At 31.4% G+C, this 19,106-nt stretch carries 10 protein-coding genes; 7 read left to right on the forward strand and 3 right to left on the reverse strand.

Going from position 1 to position 19,106, the window contains the following annotated elements:
- The first annotated feature begins 1 nt into the window (after position 1).
- The 4 genes from ACXGQT_RS04190 (at position 2) to ACXGQT_RS04205 (ending at position 10,100) form a co-directional block, all read left to right on the forward strand.
- Complete coding sequence (locus ACXGQT_RS04190; protein WP_457830153.1) at positions 2 to 2,254, forward strand: GH92 family glycosyl hydrolase; 2,253 nt, start codon at positions 2 to 4, stop codon at positions 2,252 to 2,254.
- A 13-nt stretch (positions 2,255 to 2,267) separates the two neighbouring features.
- Positions 2,268 to 4,913, forward strand: a complete 2,646-nt coding sequence (locus ACXGQT_RS04195; protein ID WP_457830154.1) for a glycoside hydrolase family 3 N-terminal domain-containing protein — start codon at positions 2,268 to 2,270, stop codon at positions 4,911 to 4,913.
- Between the two features lie 484 nt (positions 4,914 to 5,397).
- Positions 5,398 to 8,502, forward strand: coding sequence for a SusC/RagA family TonB-linked outer membrane protein (locus ACXGQT_RS04200; RefSeq protein WP_457830155.1), 3,105 nt, complete (start codon positions 5,398 to 5,400; stop codon positions 8,500 to 8,502).
- 17 nt (positions 8,503 to 8,519) lie between these two features.
- Positions 8,520 to 10,100 (forward strand): SusD/RagB family nutrient-binding outer membrane lipoprotein, encoded by a 1,581-nt coding sequence (locus tag ACXGQT_RS04205; RefSeq protein ID WP_457830156.1) that lies wholly within the window; start codon positions 8,520 to 8,522, stop codon positions 10,098 to 10,100.
- A 188-nt stretch (positions 10,101 to 10,288) separates the two neighbouring features.
- On the opposite strand, the gene ACXGQT_RS04210 is transcribed toward ACXGQT_RS04205, so the two are convergent.
- Positions 10,289 to 10,798 (reverse strand): flavodoxin, encoded by a 510-nt coding sequence (locus ACXGQT_RS04210; RefSeq protein WP_457830157.1) that lies wholly within the window; start codon positions 10,796 to 10,798, stop codon positions 10,289 to 10,291.
- Between the two features lie 124 nt (positions 10,799 to 10,922).
- Here ACXGQT_RS04210 and ACXGQT_RS04215 point away from each other — a divergent pair, with 124 nt between their 5' ends.
- Positions 10,923 to 11,918, forward strand: coding sequence for a DnaA ATPase domain-containing protein (locus tag ACXGQT_RS04215; RefSeq protein ID WP_457830158.1), 996 nt, complete (start codon positions 10,923 to 10,925; stop codon positions 11,916 to 11,918).
- Here ACXGQT_RS04215 and ACXGQT_RS04220 read toward each other — a convergent pair whose 3' ends face one another.
- Positions 11,919 to 12,650, reverse strand: a complete 732-nt coding sequence (locus ACXGQT_RS04220) for a LuxR C-terminal-related transcriptional regulator (protein WP_457830159.1) — start codon at positions 12,648 to 12,650, stop codon at positions 11,919 to 11,921. It abuts the gene before it with no gap.
- Positions 12,651 to 12,986: 336 nt separating this feature from the next.
- Between ACXGQT_RS04220 and ACXGQT_RS04225 the strand changes: the two genes are divergently transcribed.
- Together ACXGQT_RS04225 and ACXGQT_RS04230 are read left to right on the forward strand one after the other, a co-directional pair.
- Complete coding sequence (locus ACXGQT_RS04225; protein WP_457830160.1) at positions 12,987 to 15,401, forward strand: ATP-binding response regulator; 2,415 nt, start codon at positions 12,987 to 12,989, stop codon at positions 15,399 to 15,401.
- 166 nt (positions 15,402 to 15,567) lie between these two features.
- A complete protein-coding gene (locus ACXGQT_RS04230; protein ID WP_457830161.1) occupies positions 15,568 to 16,572 on the forward strand; it encodes a glycoside hydrolase family 43 protein in 1,005 nt (334 codons plus the stop codon).
- A gap of 175 nt (positions 16,573 to 16,747) precedes the next feature.
- Here the strand turns inward: ACXGQT_RS04230 and ACXGQT_RS04235 are convergent, their stop codons facing one another.
- Positions 16,748 to 19,069 (reverse strand): TonB-dependent receptor, encoded by a 2,322-nt coding sequence (locus ACXGQT_RS04235; protein WP_457830162.1) that lies wholly within the window; start codon positions 19,067 to 19,069, stop codon positions 16,748 to 16,750.
- Between the last annotated feature and the right edge of the window lie 37 nt (positions 19,070 to 19,106).

Raw genomic sequence — 19,106 nt, forward strand, 5'->3', positions numbered from 1 at the left:
TATGAATTTCATTCACAACACATTTAGTACTGTAAAAACTTTATCCCTAGCGTTAACATTTTTGTGTTACGCTAGTTTTTACGGGCAAAAAAATCCGGTAGATTATGTAAACCCTAAAATAGGAACTTCAAATTACGGGGCTACCTACCCTGGTCCTATTGCTCCAAGAGGAATGGCTAGCATTAGCCCTTTTAATGTTGCAGGACCACAAAACTTACCTTTAGAAAAAGACAGCCAATGGTTGTCTACTCCTTATGTGAATGAAAATACATTTTTAACAGGTTTTTCTCAAGTAAACTTAAGCGGTGTAGGTTGTCCTGAATTAGGTGTTTTATTGTTAATGCCTACTACAGGTACTTTAGAAACAAATCACTTAAAATACGGATCTACCTATAAAAACGAAGTAGCAAAAGCTGGATATTACAGTAACACTCTAGACAAGTATAATGTAAAAACTGAATTTACAGCAACCAAACGTGTGGGGGTTAGTAAATTTAGTTTTCCTAAAGGAAAAGCCAATGTTTTGTTAAACTTAGGGCTTGGATTGACCAATGAACAGGGAGCTATGGTAAAAATAGTATCGCCTACCGAAATTGAAGGAGTTAGAAATGTAGGTACGTTTTGTTATTACAATCCAGAAGATGCTTATCCTGTATATTTTGTTGCCAAATTCTCAAAACCTGCAGATCATTTTGGAGCTTGGAAAAAACCTGCTCCTTACCAAGGTGTAGAAGCGCAATGGATGGGTTACAATGGTAAAAAACGTTTGTTAAAAAACTACACTAAAACCATTGTTGGCGATAGTATAGGAACGTATTTTTCTTACGATTTTAAACAACCTGAAACTGTAGAAGTTAAAATTGGAGTTTCTTATGTGAGTATTGAAAATGCTAGAGAAAACTTAGAAAAAGAAACCAGCAACAAATCTTTTGATGCACTTTATTCTGAAACAAAACAAGAGTGGAACCAATTGCTTTCTAGAATTAAAGTTGAAGGTGGTACCGAAGATGATAAAACTATTTTTTACACAGCATTATACCATACCTTAATCCACCCAAATACTTTAAATGATTTTAATGGAGAATATCCTGAAATTAAAACAGGGAAGATAGGAAAAACCGATGGTACTCGTTACACGGTTTTCTCGCTGTGGGATACATACAGAAATCTACATCAGTTAATGTCTTTAGTCTATCCTAAGCAACAATCTAACATGGTAAAAAGTATGATTGATATGTCTGATGAAAACGGATGGTTACCAAGATGGGAGCTAAACAGTACCGAAACCTTTACCATGGTTGGAGATCCTGCTGGAATTGTAATTACAGATACTTATTTAAAAGGAATTAAAGATTTTGACATCAAAAAAGCTTACAAAGCTATGTTAAAAGGAGCAGATAGTATTCAGGGAAATCCTTTGCGTAACGGACTAGAAACTTACATCGATAAAGGATATGTAACTACCGATGAAAAAGGATCGGTATCTACTACACAAGAATACAACGCTGCAGATTATTCTATTGCTTTATTAGCCAAAGAACTAGGTGATAAATCTAATTACAAACGTTTTAAAAAACGAGCTGTATCTTACCGAAAATTATATGATAAAAATCTAAAATTATTACGTCCTAGAAATGCTGATGGTACATTCTACGAACTTTTTGATCCTTATGCTGGAGCAAATTTTGAAGAAAACATTGGTTTTATTGAAGGGAACGCATGGCAATATGCGTTTATGATACCTCATGATATTCATGGATTAATAAAGTTAATGGGAGGTAAAAAAGAATTTACCCAACAGCTACAAAAACTTTTTGATACCAAACAATTTGATATGGCTAATGAACCCGGGATTGCTTATCCTTATTTATTTAATTACATCAAAGGAGAAGAATGGAGAAGTCAAAAACTAGTGCAAAAATTGGTACAAAAGCACTTTAAAAACACCCCTGGTGGAATTCCTGGTAATGATGATACAGGAACCATGTCTGCTTGGGTAATATACAGCATGATGGGTATTTACCCTGTAAATCCAGGAGAACCTAAATATGCAATAACAACTCCTTTATTTGATAAAATAACCATTGAATTAAATTCAGAATATTATCAAAATAAAAATATTGTCATCACAAAAGAAATCAACAATAACGGTAACATTAAAAAAATTGAGTTAAATAAAAAAGAATTCAAAGGTTACTTTATTACACACGATGAGTTAGTAAATGGACACACTTTAAACGTGATTCAAAATTAAAACAACAAACAAAATGAAGAAGATAACGATTGCTTTGGTAGTTTTTCTTGGATTTTTAAACCAAGGATTTGCTCAAAAAAAATATCCGTATCAAAATGTAGCGCTACCGGTTGAAGAGCGTTTGACAGACTTATTAGGCAGAATGAGCTTAGAGGAAAAAGTACGTCAAATGGATATGTACAAAGGAGAATATTTTAAAGAAGATGAAAATTTCTCTAAAACAAAAACCAAAAATAAAATTGGAGATTTAGGTGTAGGTGCCATTCACGATATTTATCCAGAATCTGCAAAAATGATTAATGATTTACAAAAAAATGTAATCAAAAATAATAGATGGGGAATTCCTGCACTTATTATGTGTGAAATGCTTCACGGATACATGGCCGAAGGAAGTACTGCCTTTCCAATGAACATTGGTTTGGGAGCTACTTGGGATACTGAATTATTAGAAAAAGTTGGAGGTGTTATTGGTGCTGAAGCCAGAGCTCACGGAGTTCATTTTGGACTAGGACCTGTGTTAGGAATTGGTCGTGAACCTCGTTGGGGACGTGTAGCTGAAACTTTTGGAGAAGATACTTATTTGGCTGGAGAGTTAGGTTTGGCTATGGTAAGTGGAATTCAAGGAGATACTTTAGCTGCAGACAATGCCATTATTTCGGAACCTAAACACTTTGCCGTTCACAGTCAACCAGAAGCGGGTGGTAACTCATCACCAGTTTTGGTGGGAGAACGTACTGCTCGTCAAGACTTTTTACCATCTTTTGAAAAAGTATTTACCAAAGGTGGTGCTTTAGGAACCATGTGTGCGTATTCTGAACTTGATGGAGTTCCTTGTGCAGCAAATCACTGGTTGTTAACTGATGTTTTAAGAAACGAATGGGGATTTAAAGGAATTGTAGTTTCCGATTTAGGAGCCATTAAATACATTCAAACAACTCACTACACTGCAGATTCTCCTAGAGAAAGTATTAGACAAGCTGTTGAAGCGGGAGTGGATATGCAGTTTTACGATTTTACCAATGAATTTTGGCAAGAAACCATTATCGACTTGGTAAACAAAGGTGAACTTTCTATGGAAGCTGTAGATCGTGCTGCTGGTGGAGTGTTACGTTTAAAGTTTTTATTAGGATTGTTTGAAAACCCTTACACTTCAAAAAAATTAATCAAAGAAAGATTTCACTCAGAAGAAAATCAACAAATAGCATTGGAAGCTGGACGTAAATCTATCACTTTATTAAAAAACAAAAACAATGTCCTTCCTTTAAGCAAAGACATTAAAACCGTGGCGGTAATAGGACCTAATGCCAATGCTTCTAGATTGGGAGGTTATACTACCAAAAATAAAGTTGCTACTACAGTTCTTGAAGGAATTAAACAAGTAGCAGGTGCTAACACAAATGTGTTGTACGAAGAAGGAGTGCCGTTAATTGTAAAAGGACAAATTGTGCCTTCAAAATATTTATTTACTCCAGACGAATCTAAAAACGGATTAAAAGGAGAATACTTTAACAACAGAAATGTAGAAGGTGCTCCTGCCATAACCCGCGTTGACAAAGAGTTACAATTTGATTGGCCATGGAATCCAGGTGAAGGTGTAAATGATGATGATTTTTCTATTCGTTGGACAGGTTACATCAAATCAGACACCTCTTTTGACGGATGGATTGGATTGAGTTCTGATGATGGGATTAGAATGTGGATTGATGACCAATTGGTCATTGACAACTGGACAAAAGGTGCAACAAGCATTGTAACTACTCCTAAAAAAATTGAAGCAGGTAAAAAATACAAAGTCCGCATAGAAATGTGGGAAGGAGGTTGGGGAGCCCGAGCTCACTTAAGATGGAATCTTAAAAAAATTGATTTACAACCAGCTATTAACATTGCTAAAAAAGCCGATGTTGCTGTAGTTGTATTAGGAGAATCTAGAGAATTGGTTGAAGAAAACAGAGATGTTGCTACCTTAGACCTACACGGAATGCAACAAGAATTAATAGAAGCCATTCAACAAACAGGAACGCCTGTAGTTTGTGTATTGTTAAACGGACGTCCGTTAGCTGTAAACTGGATTAACGAAAATATTCCTGCTATTTTAGAGGGATGGTTCCCTGGAGAAGCTGGAGGAAAAGCAGTAGCTGATGTATTGTTTGGTGATTACAATCCTGGAGGTAAAAATCCAATTACTTTTCCTAAATCTGTTGGACAGTTGCCTATTTATTACAACCAAAAACCTTCTGCAATTCACAGATATGTAAGTGAAAGTGAAAATCCACTATATACTTTTGGATACGGGTTAAGTTATACAACTTTTGAATATTCAAACCTTACATTAAGTGCTGATAAAATTAAAACTGATGGAACGATTACCGTAAGTATAGATGTTAAAAATACAGGTGATTACAATGGTGATGAAGTGGTACAATTGTACATAAACGATATTTACAGTTCTGTAACTACTCCTAAAAAAACATTAAAAGGATTTAAAAGAGTTTTTATTAAAAAGGGAACTACCAAAACGGTAACATTTACCTTAACTCCAGAAGAATTGTCCATTTGGAATAGAGAAATGGTTCGTGTAGTTGAGCCAGGAGATTTTGAAGTTATGGTTGGAGGAAATTCTATAGATTTACTAAAATCAAAATTCACAGTTGTGAAATAAATAAAATCACATTTATATTTTTTAAAATCCAGCGTTAAATAAACGCTGGATTTTTTTTTAATACATTCTTTCTATACATATGAATACGTAGAACAACACGTAGATTACGTATTTTTGCATTTTACCCCATACAAATGCTACTTTATATTCCTTATTATTTTTTTCACATAAAAAACAACTCTAATATCCCCTAACACCCAACATCAAAAACATGCGAATAAACATCTTTTTTTACCTCATAAATCAGTTCTCATAAAAAACAAAACACACCTCTTAGCCCTTTAATATCAAGTAGTTTTAAATTTAAAAACTCTTCAAAAACTACTTTTCAATTAAATATGCATCACAAAAAAGGTTAAAAACAAACCAACACCATTTAATAACTGTCATTGGTCGAAATTATAGTAAAACAGTCAACAATCATTTATAGATTTAACATACAATTAACACATAAAAACATATTTATTAACTAAAAGACTAAATTATGATTCAGAAAGTACTTAGATTAGTGCTACTTGTTTTTTGCGTAACTAGCTTTCAAAATGCGAATGCACAAACTACAGTAACAGGAACAATTACGGATGGCGACTTAGACATGCCCCTACCAGCCGTAAGTATTGTCGTTAAAAGGACAGGAAATGGAACTGCCTCAGATTTCGATGGTAATTATAGTATTACTATCCCTAATGAGTCAGCTATTTTGGTATTCAAATACATTGGATACACAACGCAAGAGATTCCGTACACCGGATCAAACATTATGAATGTAAAATTAAAACCTAGTACAGAGCAATTAGATGAAGTTGTAGTTACTGCCTTAGGTATTAAAAGAGAAAAGAAAGCGATTACATATTCTGCACAAAATGTAGATATTGATGAAGTTTCTGAAGCAAGGTCTTTAAACGTTGCCAACTCTTTATCTGGTAAAGTTGCAGGTCTTAACTTTTCAACTACTTCTAATGGTGTAGGTAGTTCTTCCAGAATTACTTTAAGAGGGAACAGATCTCTTAACGGAAACAACCAACCATTATATGTAGTAGATGGTGTACCTATCAGTAATGGTACAACAGATAGTAACCCTGATATTGATACTGGAGGTACTACACAACCTGATGGTATTTCTAACTTAAATCCAGAAGATATTGCTTCTATGACAGTCTTAAAAGGACCATCAGCAGCAGCTTTATATGGTACTAGAGCAAGTAACGGAGTTATTATTATTACTACCAAATCTGGTGCAGGAGCAACAGGAACTAAAGTATCTGTTTCTTCTAACTTTATGGCTTCATCAGCTATAGACTTATCAGATTTTCAAAACGAATACGGACAAGGTTCTAATGGTGTTTACAACCCTACATCTCAAAGTAGCTGGGGAGGTAAATTAGACGGTAGTCAAGTATCTGCATGGCAATTGGTTCGTAATCCAGACTATACTGGAGCAGCTACTACAAGCTACAGTGCTCAACCAGATAACGTAACAGACTTTTACCAAACAGGATATAATTTAGCCAATACCGTATCGGTAACTTCTGGAACAGAAAAAACACAAGCATATTTTTCTTATACCAATACACTTGCCGAAGGTATTGTTGGAGGTAACAAGATGAATAGAAACAACGTTAACTTAAGAATTACAAGTAAGTTTAATGACAAATTTACTTTAGATTCTAAAGCAAATTACATCACTCAAAATATTGACAATTTACTAAGAACAGGTGAAGAGTCTATAGGTACTTCTTTATACTTATTACCTAGAAGTATATCTTATAATGATTATAGTAATTACGAATATATTGATGCTCAAGGTCAAAGACAAACTAACTATTTTATGGATGAAGTTGGTCAAGCTGGAGGTAACCCATATTGGTCTGCTTTACGTGACAATGATCGTGATGATGACAGAACCAGATTTATTGGGTTCGCTTCTTTAAAATATCAATTTACTGATGCATTAAGCTTTCATTTTAGAACTGGTTTAGACCAAATGACAAACACTACAATTAGTAAAAGATATGCAACTAATAGATTTAACAACGATCAAGGTGCTTATAGTGAATACTATCAAACTGTTAGTGAATTAAACTCAGATGTATTGGTTACTTATAACAAAGAATTTGGAGACTTTTCTGTAAATGTAAATGCGGGTGCTAACATGCTAAAACAATCTAGTTCTTCATTAACATCAGGAGGAGTATTAGGAAACAGAAATGGTTTCTTTTTAGCTAACATTCAAAGCCAAACACCAGTTTCATCATTATCAGAAAAGCAAGTAAACTCTATTTACGGATTTACTCAAATTGGATATAAAAACTACTTGTTTTTAGATGCAACAGCAAGAAATGACTGGTCTTCTGCTTTACCAGCTAGTAACAGATCTTTCTTTTACCCTTCTATTGGTTTATCGGGTGTAATTTCTGATATGATAGAGTTACCAGAACCTATTACTTATGCAAAATTAAGAGCTTCTTATGCTCAAGTAGGTAACGATACCAATCCTTACCAAACAAGCCCTAACTTATCATATATTGGTGGTAATGGAGGTATGTTATATGGACAATCTACTGCAGCAAATCCTGATTTAAAACCTGAAATTTCTAGTTCTTCAGAATTTGGTGCGGATATTAGATTTTTCCACAACCGTTTAGGATTAGATGTTACATACTTTAATTCTGACACAAAAAATCAAATTTTTTACATCAACACTCCAGAATCATCTTCTAAAAGTAGAGCTGTTGTAAATGGTGGTAACATTCAAAACAAAGGTCTTGAAGTCGTGATTACAGCAACTCCTATTGAAACCAAAGATTTTTCTTGGGACATTACAGCAAACTATGCTTCTTACAAATCAGAAATCAAATCAATTTTAGGAGATAGAGAAGAATTGGTTCTTGGTTCTGGTAGATTACTAAGAAGTAAAGTAGTAAAAGGTGGTGAATACGGAGATTTATACATCAAAGGATTTAAAAGAAATGAAAATGGTGATGTATTAATTGATGCCAACACAGGTTTACCTATTGCTCAAGATGATTTTGAAACTTTGGCTGGTAACTTTAACCCAGATTGGACAGGTGGTTTAAAAAACAACTTTAGATACAAAGACTTTAACTTAAGTTTTTTAATTGACATGAGAATTGGTGGTGAAGTAATTTCTTATACACAAGCAAGACAAGCAGGGTTAGGTGTTAACGCTATCACTTTAGCGGGAAGAGAAAATGGATTTGTAGTAGATGGAGTTATAGACAACGGAAACGGAACTTATACACAAAATACACAAACGGTAACATCTGAACAATATTGGACAGCTATTGGACAAAGAACTCCAGTTGCAGAAGACTTTGTTTATGATGCAACCAATATTAGATTAAGAGAAGTTGTTTTAGGATATTCTATGCCAAAAACCATCTTAAAAAAGACACCTTTTTCTAATGTAAATATTTCTTTTGTTGCAAGAAACCTATTCTTTATTGTAAACAAAGCTAAATACTTTGATCCAGAACAAGGTTCAGGAACAGGGAATTTACAAGGTGTAGAATCTTTTAACCTACCTTCTACAAGAGATTACGGAGTTAGTTTAAAATTTGGATTTTAATTAAAAAAAGACTTATTATGAAAAAATATAATAGAATAAAAACAATTGCAGCCATGTTAATGGTCTGCGCGTACACAACTAGTTGTACTGATAATTTTGACGAATTAAACACTGATAAAAATGCCATTACAGAAGATCAATTAGATGCTTCTTTGGCTGGACCTTCATTTGCCTCTGCATTATATGCAGGTACTCACAATGGATCTTATTCTTCTCCAGGAGTTGATGACCAAGGTACTTGGGGTATTGCTACAGGAATTGTTTCTTCTCAATTTGTACAATATTTAAATACAGGATACAGTACAGACAGAAACGGATTAAGTAGTTGGTCTGACCGTGGATGGTTAAGATTTTATACCGTAGCTGTTCCTGCATTAAACAACGCTTTTACAGCTAGTGAGGGAAATGCAGAAGCGCTTGCAGTATTAAAACTATGGAAAGTGTTTATGTACAACCAAATGACAGATCACTACGGACCAATTCCTTATACTGAAGCAGGAAATGGAGCTGAAAAGGTAACTTATGACAGCCAAGAAGCTATTTACGAAGACTTTTTTAACTTATTAGATGAAGCAGATGCAGTGTTAAGTAGCACAACTGAATCTACTGTTGGATTATTTGCTATTTCTGATAGAGTATTTTACGGAGATGTTGAAAAATGGAAAACATTTGGAAACAGTTTAAGATTAAGATTGGCTTTAAGAATATCTGATGTTCAACCAGCCAAAGCTCAAACACAAGCTGAATTAGCAGTGGCTAACGGTGTTATGTTAAGTAATGATGATAGTGCTACTTTTAAAACAAGTAACATTACTCCTAATAACTTAAACATGATTGTAAATAGCTGGGGATATGTGATGACTGCAGGAATGGAAAGTATTTTAAAAGGTTATAATGATCCTAGATTAGAGATTTGGTTTTCTAAAACTGAAGATGATGATGTTTACCGTGGACAACCAGCTGGTGGGTTACAAGATCAATTTGGAACTATTGAGTTTTCAAAATTTAACAACGATGTGTTAGGAAATGATTATAGTGAAACAAAACCTATTGAAATCTTAATGGCATCAGAATGTTATTTAAACAGAGCTGAAGCTGCCTTAAATGGATGGAATATGAATGGAACTGCTCAAGATTTATACGAAGAAGGTATTAGATTGTCTTTAGCACAATGGGGAGTTACCAATGCTACTGTTGTTGATGATTATATTGCAGAAACATCAACTCCTGTTGCACCAGAAATTACTAACGATCCTGCTTATGCAACTATAGGTTTAGAAACTCCGCCTGTTAGTGTTCCTGTTGTTTGGGCTGCTACAGAAGCTGAACAACGTACACAAATTGCTGTTCAAAAATATTTAGCTTTATTTCCAGAGTCTTGGGAAACATGGGCTGATTTACGTAGAACGGATCAACAAATTACATATCCTTTACTTAACACCGACAACTATGATGCTGGTGTAGGTACAAGCTTAATGAAAAGAATTCTTTTTGTTACCAATGAAATTTCAACCAATGGTGATGCTGTAGATGATGCAATTACCAAATTAGGTGGACCAAACACTGGAGGTACCAAACTTTGGTGGGATAAAAACTAGTTTTTGTTTTAAATAAATGTATTTACTAATACATCATAAAGGAGAGATTAAAAATAATCTCTCCTTTTTTTATAATTGTAAGTTCTATCATATATAAAAACCCTATTACAGAACTGTAATAGGGTTTTACCAAAAAATGATACCCGACTGACCAAATCAGGTACGTATTAACAAATAAACAAATTATTCTATATTTCTTCTTTTACCATGGAAAGCCAAGAGTTAATTCGCTCCTCATTTAAATCCGACTCATTATCGTTGTCTAAAGCCAAACCGTAAAAATAATCTTCATCATTAGGAATAATGGCTTTTGAGTCTGTATGCCTATACCCTTCTACAGGCCACTTAGCAACAACTGTCCCTCCATTTTTTATAATTACTTCAGCCAAAATACCAACACCATCAATAAAATACTCTGCATAACCAATTTGATCTCCTAAACCATAAATTGCTACTTTTTTCCCCGTAAAATCAATGGTTTTAAAATCATCAAAAAAAGTTTCCCAATCACTTTGTAAGTCACCATCATACCATGTTGATAAGCCTATAATAATAGTATCATAAGCATCAAAATCACTAGGGGTAGCTTCTGATATTTCTTTAACTTCTATATCTTCAAAAGCATCTATAATATCATGTGTTAGTTCTTCAGTAATTCCTGTATCTGATCCAAAAAACAAACCAATCTTTTTTTCCATCTCTTACTTTTCTTAAAATATTATCTATCAAAATTAAGATTTATTTTTATCAATTCTAAATAAAAATAGAAAAATTATTTAAGAACAAGTACTACCTTAGCAATTAGCTAATTATATTAATTTAATGAAACGTATTACTCCCAAGGTTTTTATAAAACAATTAATTATAAAAGATTTATTTGGAAAAGATTGTCAAAGGGGCGTTAGTTTAACCTATGCTTGGCTTGCAAATCAATTAGGTCATTTTAGCTTAGGTTTTTTTCCTGCTATTGTATTAAGTATTGTATTTAAAAATGATGAAACTCCCCTATTTTACAGTGTATGTGTTATATTATTTTGGATATTTTTTGAGTCTTTAAATTTAACAATCCCTATAATTAAGGAACACAAGAACAGGTCTTTTAAACCTGAATGGAATCATTTAATATTTGATACTATTACTGATGTTTTATACTTTTCTTTTGGAGCTTTGAGTGCCGCTTATTTACTATCAAACAATTTAGCTACAGGCTTATTAGCCATTCTTATACTTATTTTACTAACGTATCCTTTTATTTACTGGTATACGGTTAGAATTTATCAGCAATATGCATATTTTCCATTCCAATTTAGGCTATCTCAATGGGTGGGCTCAATAGATCATGATGAGAAAAACATAATTTTAAATTTTATTCATCAAAAAAATTATAAGAATCATTTACTCATATTTGGAAATGTAAATGAAGGAAAAACAAACTTAGGAGTAGCAATAGCCAACGAATTAGCATTAAAAAAACAAAGTTGTACTTATATTACAGCAACAAAACTTTATAGTCTTTTTTATAAAAACATGAAAAATAAAGATTGGTTGTGGGACTGGAAAAGTTGTGATTATTTAATTATTGATGATATTAACCCAGATAACTTAAAACACAATAAGTTAATAAGTCCCACAGAGTTCTTAAGTTATGTAGATAATTTTACTCCTGTAAATGAAACAAATAGGAATGTTATTAAAAACAAAAATGTAATTTGGATTTTAGGTACCAATGAAAACTCCCAAAAAGAAGAATGGTATAGAATATTAAAAACAATAGGTATTAAGCAAGATTATATATTCTCTATAGACTTATCGGACTAATTATAAAATATTATTCTCGTAGGCAAAACTAATTAAATGTGGCAAACTTTTAACATTAAACCTTTTATACATAGGAATAATTCTTTTTTCTATGGCAGATTGAGAAACATTTAACTCTTCTGCAATTTCTTTAAAAGCATATCCTTTAGCTGCTAAACACAAAGCTTCTTTCTCTTTTCTAGAAATAGCATAATGCTGAAATAATTCTTTGTTTAAGGCTGCTTCAAAATCTTTAACATTAGGTCCATAGGCAGCATATTGCATAATATCTCCTAATCTTAAAGTCTTAATTACATGAGATATTCCTATAATTTCTTCTATTTGTCCATTAGAAGCCTTATGTACTGCTACTCTTGAAAACAATGGAACAATACTTCCATCTTTGTGATATTTTTCTAACTCTAAGGTAAAGCTATACTCTTCTAAATCTTCGTGAACATCTTTAAAAAACATCATGGCTTTGTCATTTAACTCACTAGAAAACTTTAAAAATCTAGGAGTTGTAATACTAACAATAGTCATCATGGTTATTTCATCATCCTTATACCCTAAAATATCTTCCCAACCGGCTGCATATACCATCCTATCTTCTTTAAAAGAATATACATATACTGCTTGATTTTTAAAATTAGGTAAGGTATTTCTATAATATTCATATGATTTATGAGTATCATCTAAAGGAACATCTGTAATTAAACCTTTAGAATATTCTCCTAACTTATTATTCTTCATTTTTTCTTCCTTATCAAAAAACTGCGTAAAAACGCAGTTGACAATTTTTTATTTAAATTATAACTTTGGTGACTAAGGTACATAAATTCTCGTTTTTAGTAAACAATTTTATATTTCAATCTATAAAACAATAATTTTTCCTAAAAAAGAATGTTTTAAAATGCTATGAAAAAGAATTATAATTACATTCAAAAACCTATAAAGAGTTAGTCTATTTTGACTAACTCTTTTATTTTTTACTTAATAGATTTAAACTAGATAAAGTTAAGTCAACAACCTCTTTTTTAAGATAGTATAAGTAAGTATATTTATATTTTATTAGTTTATTTATTTTGCATGAAATCTCCCAAACACAGAATTACATTTAAAGTTTTAACAGGGTATATTATTCTTGGAATTTTAGCTACTATTTCGGGGGTTTTAGTGGTTTCTGAAATTAAAACATTTACCAAAATACAAAAAAAAGATATTTCTGATAGAAGTAAAATTATAAAAGTAGGTAGTTTAATTGCTAGTATTTACGAAAACGAAAGCTTATCTAGAGCAGCTCTTCAGTTAAATTCAACAAAAAAAATTAAACAATATGCTGATGAAAATGAACAGTTATTATTAAAAATAGATTCTCTAAATTTTATTGTTGATAATGATTTTCAAAAAACAATTTTAGATAGTATTAAACTAATTATAGATCAAAAATTAAAAAACATTATTGGCTTAAAAAGAGTAAAACTAACCAATAATTCTGATGCCTCTATACATACAGCCATAAAAAAACTAAGCTCTATTGATTCTATTTTAGGGAAAACATCTATTGATGATTTTAATAAAGATTCCATTTTTTTTAACAAAAAAAGACCTTCTAATTTTGAAGATTATATTAGAGTATTAAATGGTTTAGATCCTAAAAATGTTAACACCAAAATGAATCAAGCCCAAATTGATTCTTTATTAACCATATCTAAAAGTAAACTAAAAGAAGCTCAAAAAGAAATAGTAAGACAACGCAAGTCTTTAGAAAGAAAAGAACGTGAATTGGTTGAAAATGATATTCTTATTTCTAAAAAATTAAGAGAACTACTAAATACATTAGAAAGAGATATTATAGAACACACCAAAACCATAAACAAACAAAGAGAAACCTCTTTAAATAAAAGTAAAAATATTATTCTATTTGCTGCAGGAATTAGCTTTGTTATTATTGTTATTTTCTCCATTATTTTTTTAAATGATTTTTGGAAAAGTGAACGCTATAAAAAGAAATTAGAAAAAGCAAATCAAACAGCATCATCTCTATTACAAAGCAGAGAGCAAATAATATCTATGGTTAGTCACGATTTAAGAACGCCATTAAGCACTATTACTGGATATAGTGAATTGCTACAAAAATCCATAAGCAACACCAAAGACAGTAATTATGTAGAACACATACAAAGTGCCTCTATGTATATGGGACAACTGGTTGATGATCTTTTAGAATTTTCTAACATTGAAAAAAACAATATTTCCATTGCTTCCGTTCCTTTTGATTTGGAAAAATTAATGAAAGAAATTATAAAACATGCCGAAAGTTTGGTGCAAGAAAAACCTATTACTTTTGTTTTAGATTTTGATAAAAGAATTAACAATACCGTTATTAGTGATCCTTTTAGAATTAAACAAATATTGTATAATTTGGTTATTAATGCCTACAAATTTACTGATGAAGGAACTATTACTATTAAAAGCTTATTAAATAAAGAAAACAACAAGTTACATATTTCTGTAAGTGATACAGGAATTGGAATTGATAAAGAACATCAAAAAAATATATTTAAAGCTTTTACTCAAGGTAAAAATGCAAAATCGAACAAACAAAATGGCTTTGGATTAGGCTTAACCATTTCTAAAAAACTATCTGAATTACTAGGAGGAGATTTAACTTTAAAAAGCGAAACAAACAAAGGAAGTACCTTTACCTTATCTATACCAATCACGTTATCAGACAAAGTTATAGAAAAAGAAAAGGTATTAAAACCACAAATTGTTTTTAACATTAATGTTTTGGTTGTAGAAGATGATGCTTCTATGAGACAACTTTTAAATGATTTGTTAAAACAATACGGAATTAAATCGTTTATTTTTGAAAATGCTCAAAAAGCTCTTGAAGCTATAGATAATATTCATTTTGACTTGGTATTAACTGATATTCAACTTCCTAAAATGAATGGAATACATTTTATGGAAATTCTAAAACAACAAAAATCTTATACTAATCAACCCGTAATTGCCATGACAGGTAGATCTAATTTGTCTGTTAAAGATTATTTTGAAAGTGGATTTTCAGAAATATTAATAAAACCTTTTAATACTGATAAGTTAGAACATGTATTACATCAATTTTTTAATTCTAACATTTCTAAAACTGAAATTAAAAAAAACGAAGTAAAAACTCCTGAAGGCTTTAACATAAACTCCTTAAACTTGTTTTTAAACAACGATAAAGCAGCTATAGTAAACACTTTATCCATTTTTATAGAAGATACTAAAACCAATAAAAAACTACTGAGTAAAGCCATCAAAACAAATAATATAGATAGTGTTAATCATATTACTCACAAAATGCTAAGCATGTTTAAACAATTAGAAGTAACCTCTATAATACCTTTTTTAGAAATGCTTGAAACAGCAAAGACCATAGATTTACCTCTCTTTACAGCTTTTGATGAAGCTTTAGATAAGTTTATAAAATCATTAGAAAATTACCTTGATTAAACTTTTGCTAATTTTAATATTACAATAACTGAATTAAACAATTCTACTGTTTTACCAATCTATAAAACAAAAAATATATATTATAATTCTTTTCACTTCTATAAATGTAAAAAACACATTTATGTTTGATTTTTAATATATTTACTAAAATTTTAAATTAACAAACATGAAATTTCTTAAAATGTTTTGGCTGCTTAGTGTAGTATTATTGATTTCAAATCACGGTTATTCACAAGACCAACAATTTAACAATCCTATTGCAGAACAACGTGCAGATCCTTGGGTATTTAAAACGGATGACGGTAGTTATTATTTAATTGCTACTGTTCCTGATTATGATAAAATTGTGATTAGAAAAGCTGCTACTATTAACGGTTTAAAAGATGCCGAAGAAAAAACCGTTTGGACAAAACATAAAAAAGGGGTGATGGGGCACCATATTTGGGCTCCAGAATTACATAAAATAAATGGAAAATGGTACATCTATTTTGCTGCTGGAGAAGCTGAAAATGTTTGGAACATAAGAATGTGGGCATTGTCTAACTCATCAGAAAATCCAATGGAAGGAACATGGAAAGAAGAAGGACAAATTAAAACAACAAGAGATACTTTTTCTTTAGATGCAACCACTTTTACACACAAGGGTAAAAGATATTTAATTTGGGCACAAAACTTAGGAGAAGGAAAAAAAGGTACTGCTTTGGTAATGTCAGAAATGAAAAACCCAACTACTTTAACTGGACCTGAAGTTGTAATTACAGAACCTGACTTTGGTTGGGAAAAAGTAAAATATCATGTAAATGAGGGGCCTGCTGTTATTAAGAAAAACGGAAAAATATTTGTGACTTATTCTGCGAGTGCTACCAATCATAATTACTGTTTAGGATTGTTGTGGATTGATGAAAATGCTGATTTACTAAACTCAAAAAATTGGAACAAAGCTCCTAGTCCTGTATTCTACTCTAATGAAGAGTTAAAAAGATATGGACCTGGACACAATTCATTCACCAAATCTGAAGACGGTAAAACTGATATCATGATTTATCATGCAAGAGATTATAAAGAAATAAAAGGAAATGAATTATCAGACCCTAATCGTGCTACTCGTGCAAGAGTATTACATTGGTCGCAATCTGGTTTTCCTGATTTTATGCAAAAACAAACAGATTGATTTAATTAAATTCAATAAAAAGAGCTTGTCTGAAAAGTATTAGAAAACGTTATTCTGAATTTAGTTAAGAACAACAACATGCTGTTAAGCAGCGGTTATGAGAAACTGAAACAAGTTCAGTTTGACTAAATTTTTATTTTTCAGACAGCCCCTTTTTATGATGTAAAATTGATTATTAAAACTTTAAAGTAACTCCTACTAAAAAGTTTCTAGTCGCTTGTGGATAATACCCTTGTACTTCAAAAGAAGTTGGACCAGACCAATTGTCTAAATAAGTATAACCTCTATCAACATATTCTTTATCAAAGAGGTTATTAATCAACCCAGTAAATAAAATTGATTCAAAAATTGACTTTGTTTTCAGTTCATACACCAAATTTAAATCACTTGTAAAGTATTCCTCTAATTTAGAAGCCTCAGTATCCGTATTACTCAAATATTGTTCTCCAACATATTTAGACAATAAAGAAATTTGAAATGAAGCTATTGGCTGATATACAAAAGCATTTCCTGCAACAACATTTGGAGAAAAAGCAATATTTGTACTTCCTATATTTGTAATGGTGTTATCTCTATCAAGAATAAAATCTTTTATTTTATTAGTACTTAAAGCAACATTTGGACGTAATGAAATCTGAGGAGTTAATTCAATATCCGCATCTATTTCAACACCTAAACGATAACTATTATCTACATTTTCTCTTTTATAATCTCCTGTGTCATCAATACCTCCTGTTAGGATTAACTGATCTTTATACTGCATATAATAGATATTACTATTCAATTTAATTTTGCTTCTATTTAAACGCCATCCCAACTCGTAATCGTTTAATTTTTCGTGTTTCACATTATTGTTAGACTCAAAATCACTTCTATTAGGTTCTCTATTGGCTCTTGCATAAGAAACATACAAACTGTTTTCAGTATTCATTTTATAAGTAAATCCTAGCTTTGGATTAAAGAACTTATAATTTTTATCAATATCTACTGGAGCAATACCTGAAGTAATTCCTTTTGTTTTGTACCCTACAAAACGACCTTGTAAATCTATATAACTAGATAACTTTTCTGTTAAACTTAACGTTGTTTTGGCAAAAACTGAAAAGTCTGTTTTTTTAGCATCCGAAAAATAATAACGATCTCTAATATTGGTGTTAGCAGCCAAATCACTCCCCCAAATAACTTCTCCAAAATGATCACCTGTGTAGTTAGAATAAGAAACTCCCGTAATAAAATCTACTTCTTTAGTTTTATAGCTTGTATTAAAATTGACTACATAAAAATCATTATCTAACCAACGTCTTACAATCACATCACTACCATCAATGATTAAATTATTAAAATCTTCTGCATCTTTGTCTGCTTTATATTGTTCAAAAAACCCAGCACCTTTGGTATAATTCAATCCTAAATTTGTTGACCAATTTTGATTCCATTTCTCATTCCAATGCAATTGATAATGAGTTTGAGTATAATCATCTACCTCATTATCATAAGTGTAAGGGTTTTGTCTTCTATCTTCCTTCAACTCCTCTGCTGTCAGCCCATACCATGCTTGATATGTTTTTTCCTTTCCACCAAAAGTAATGGCTTTGATTAGCGTATTTTCATCCGTATAACTGGCTTGTAAATAAAACGATTTTAAATCAGCATAAGCTCTATCAACATAACCATCTGAATAAATATTAGACAAACGTCCTGCAATTTCTATATGATCGTTTAATTTTCCTGTGCTGAATTTTACTGTATGTTTTCTAGTTCCGTATGAACCAAAAGAATTTGATATTTCACCTGAAGCCTCCTCAGAAACAGCATCTGTTAAAATATTAATACTGGCTCCAAACGCTCCAGATCCATTGGTTGATGTCCCTACTCCACGCTGAATTTGTAAATTTTGTGTAGAAGAAGTAAAATCTCCTAAATTCACCCAAAAACTTCCTTGACTTTCTGCATCATTATACGGAATACCATTAACCGTAACATTAATACGTGTAGCATCAGAACCACGAATATTCATATAGGTATACCCTACTCCAGCCCCTGCATCAGAAGAAGAAACAACCGATGGTGTGTATTTTAATAATATGGGAATATCTTGTCCCAAATTACGTTTTTCTAATTCCTTTTTAGAAATATTAGAAAAAGTTACTGGCACGTCTGAATTTACCCTAACTGCTGATACCAAAACCTCATCTAGCACTGTTGAACTTGGTTCCAAATTAAATGAAACAAAAGTATTTTTAGATAAACTAATCTCTTTAGAAACCGTGTTATACCCTAAATAAGAAACTTGAACGGTATAGTCTCCATTAGGTAACTGAGTGCTAAATTCCCCATTTACATCTGTTAACACTCCTTTAGTAGTTTCTAAAACCAAAACGGTAGCTCCTAATAAAGCTTCTTTATTTTGATTGGTAACACTTCCTGAAAGTGTATAACGCTGTGCGTTTGCAAAAACACTTGCAAACAAGAATAAAATAATAGATATTTTTTTCATTTTAAAAATTTTAAAACGAATAAAAAGAGGTCATTAT

This window comes from Wenyingzhuangia sp. IMCC45467, from assembly GCF_054111205.1.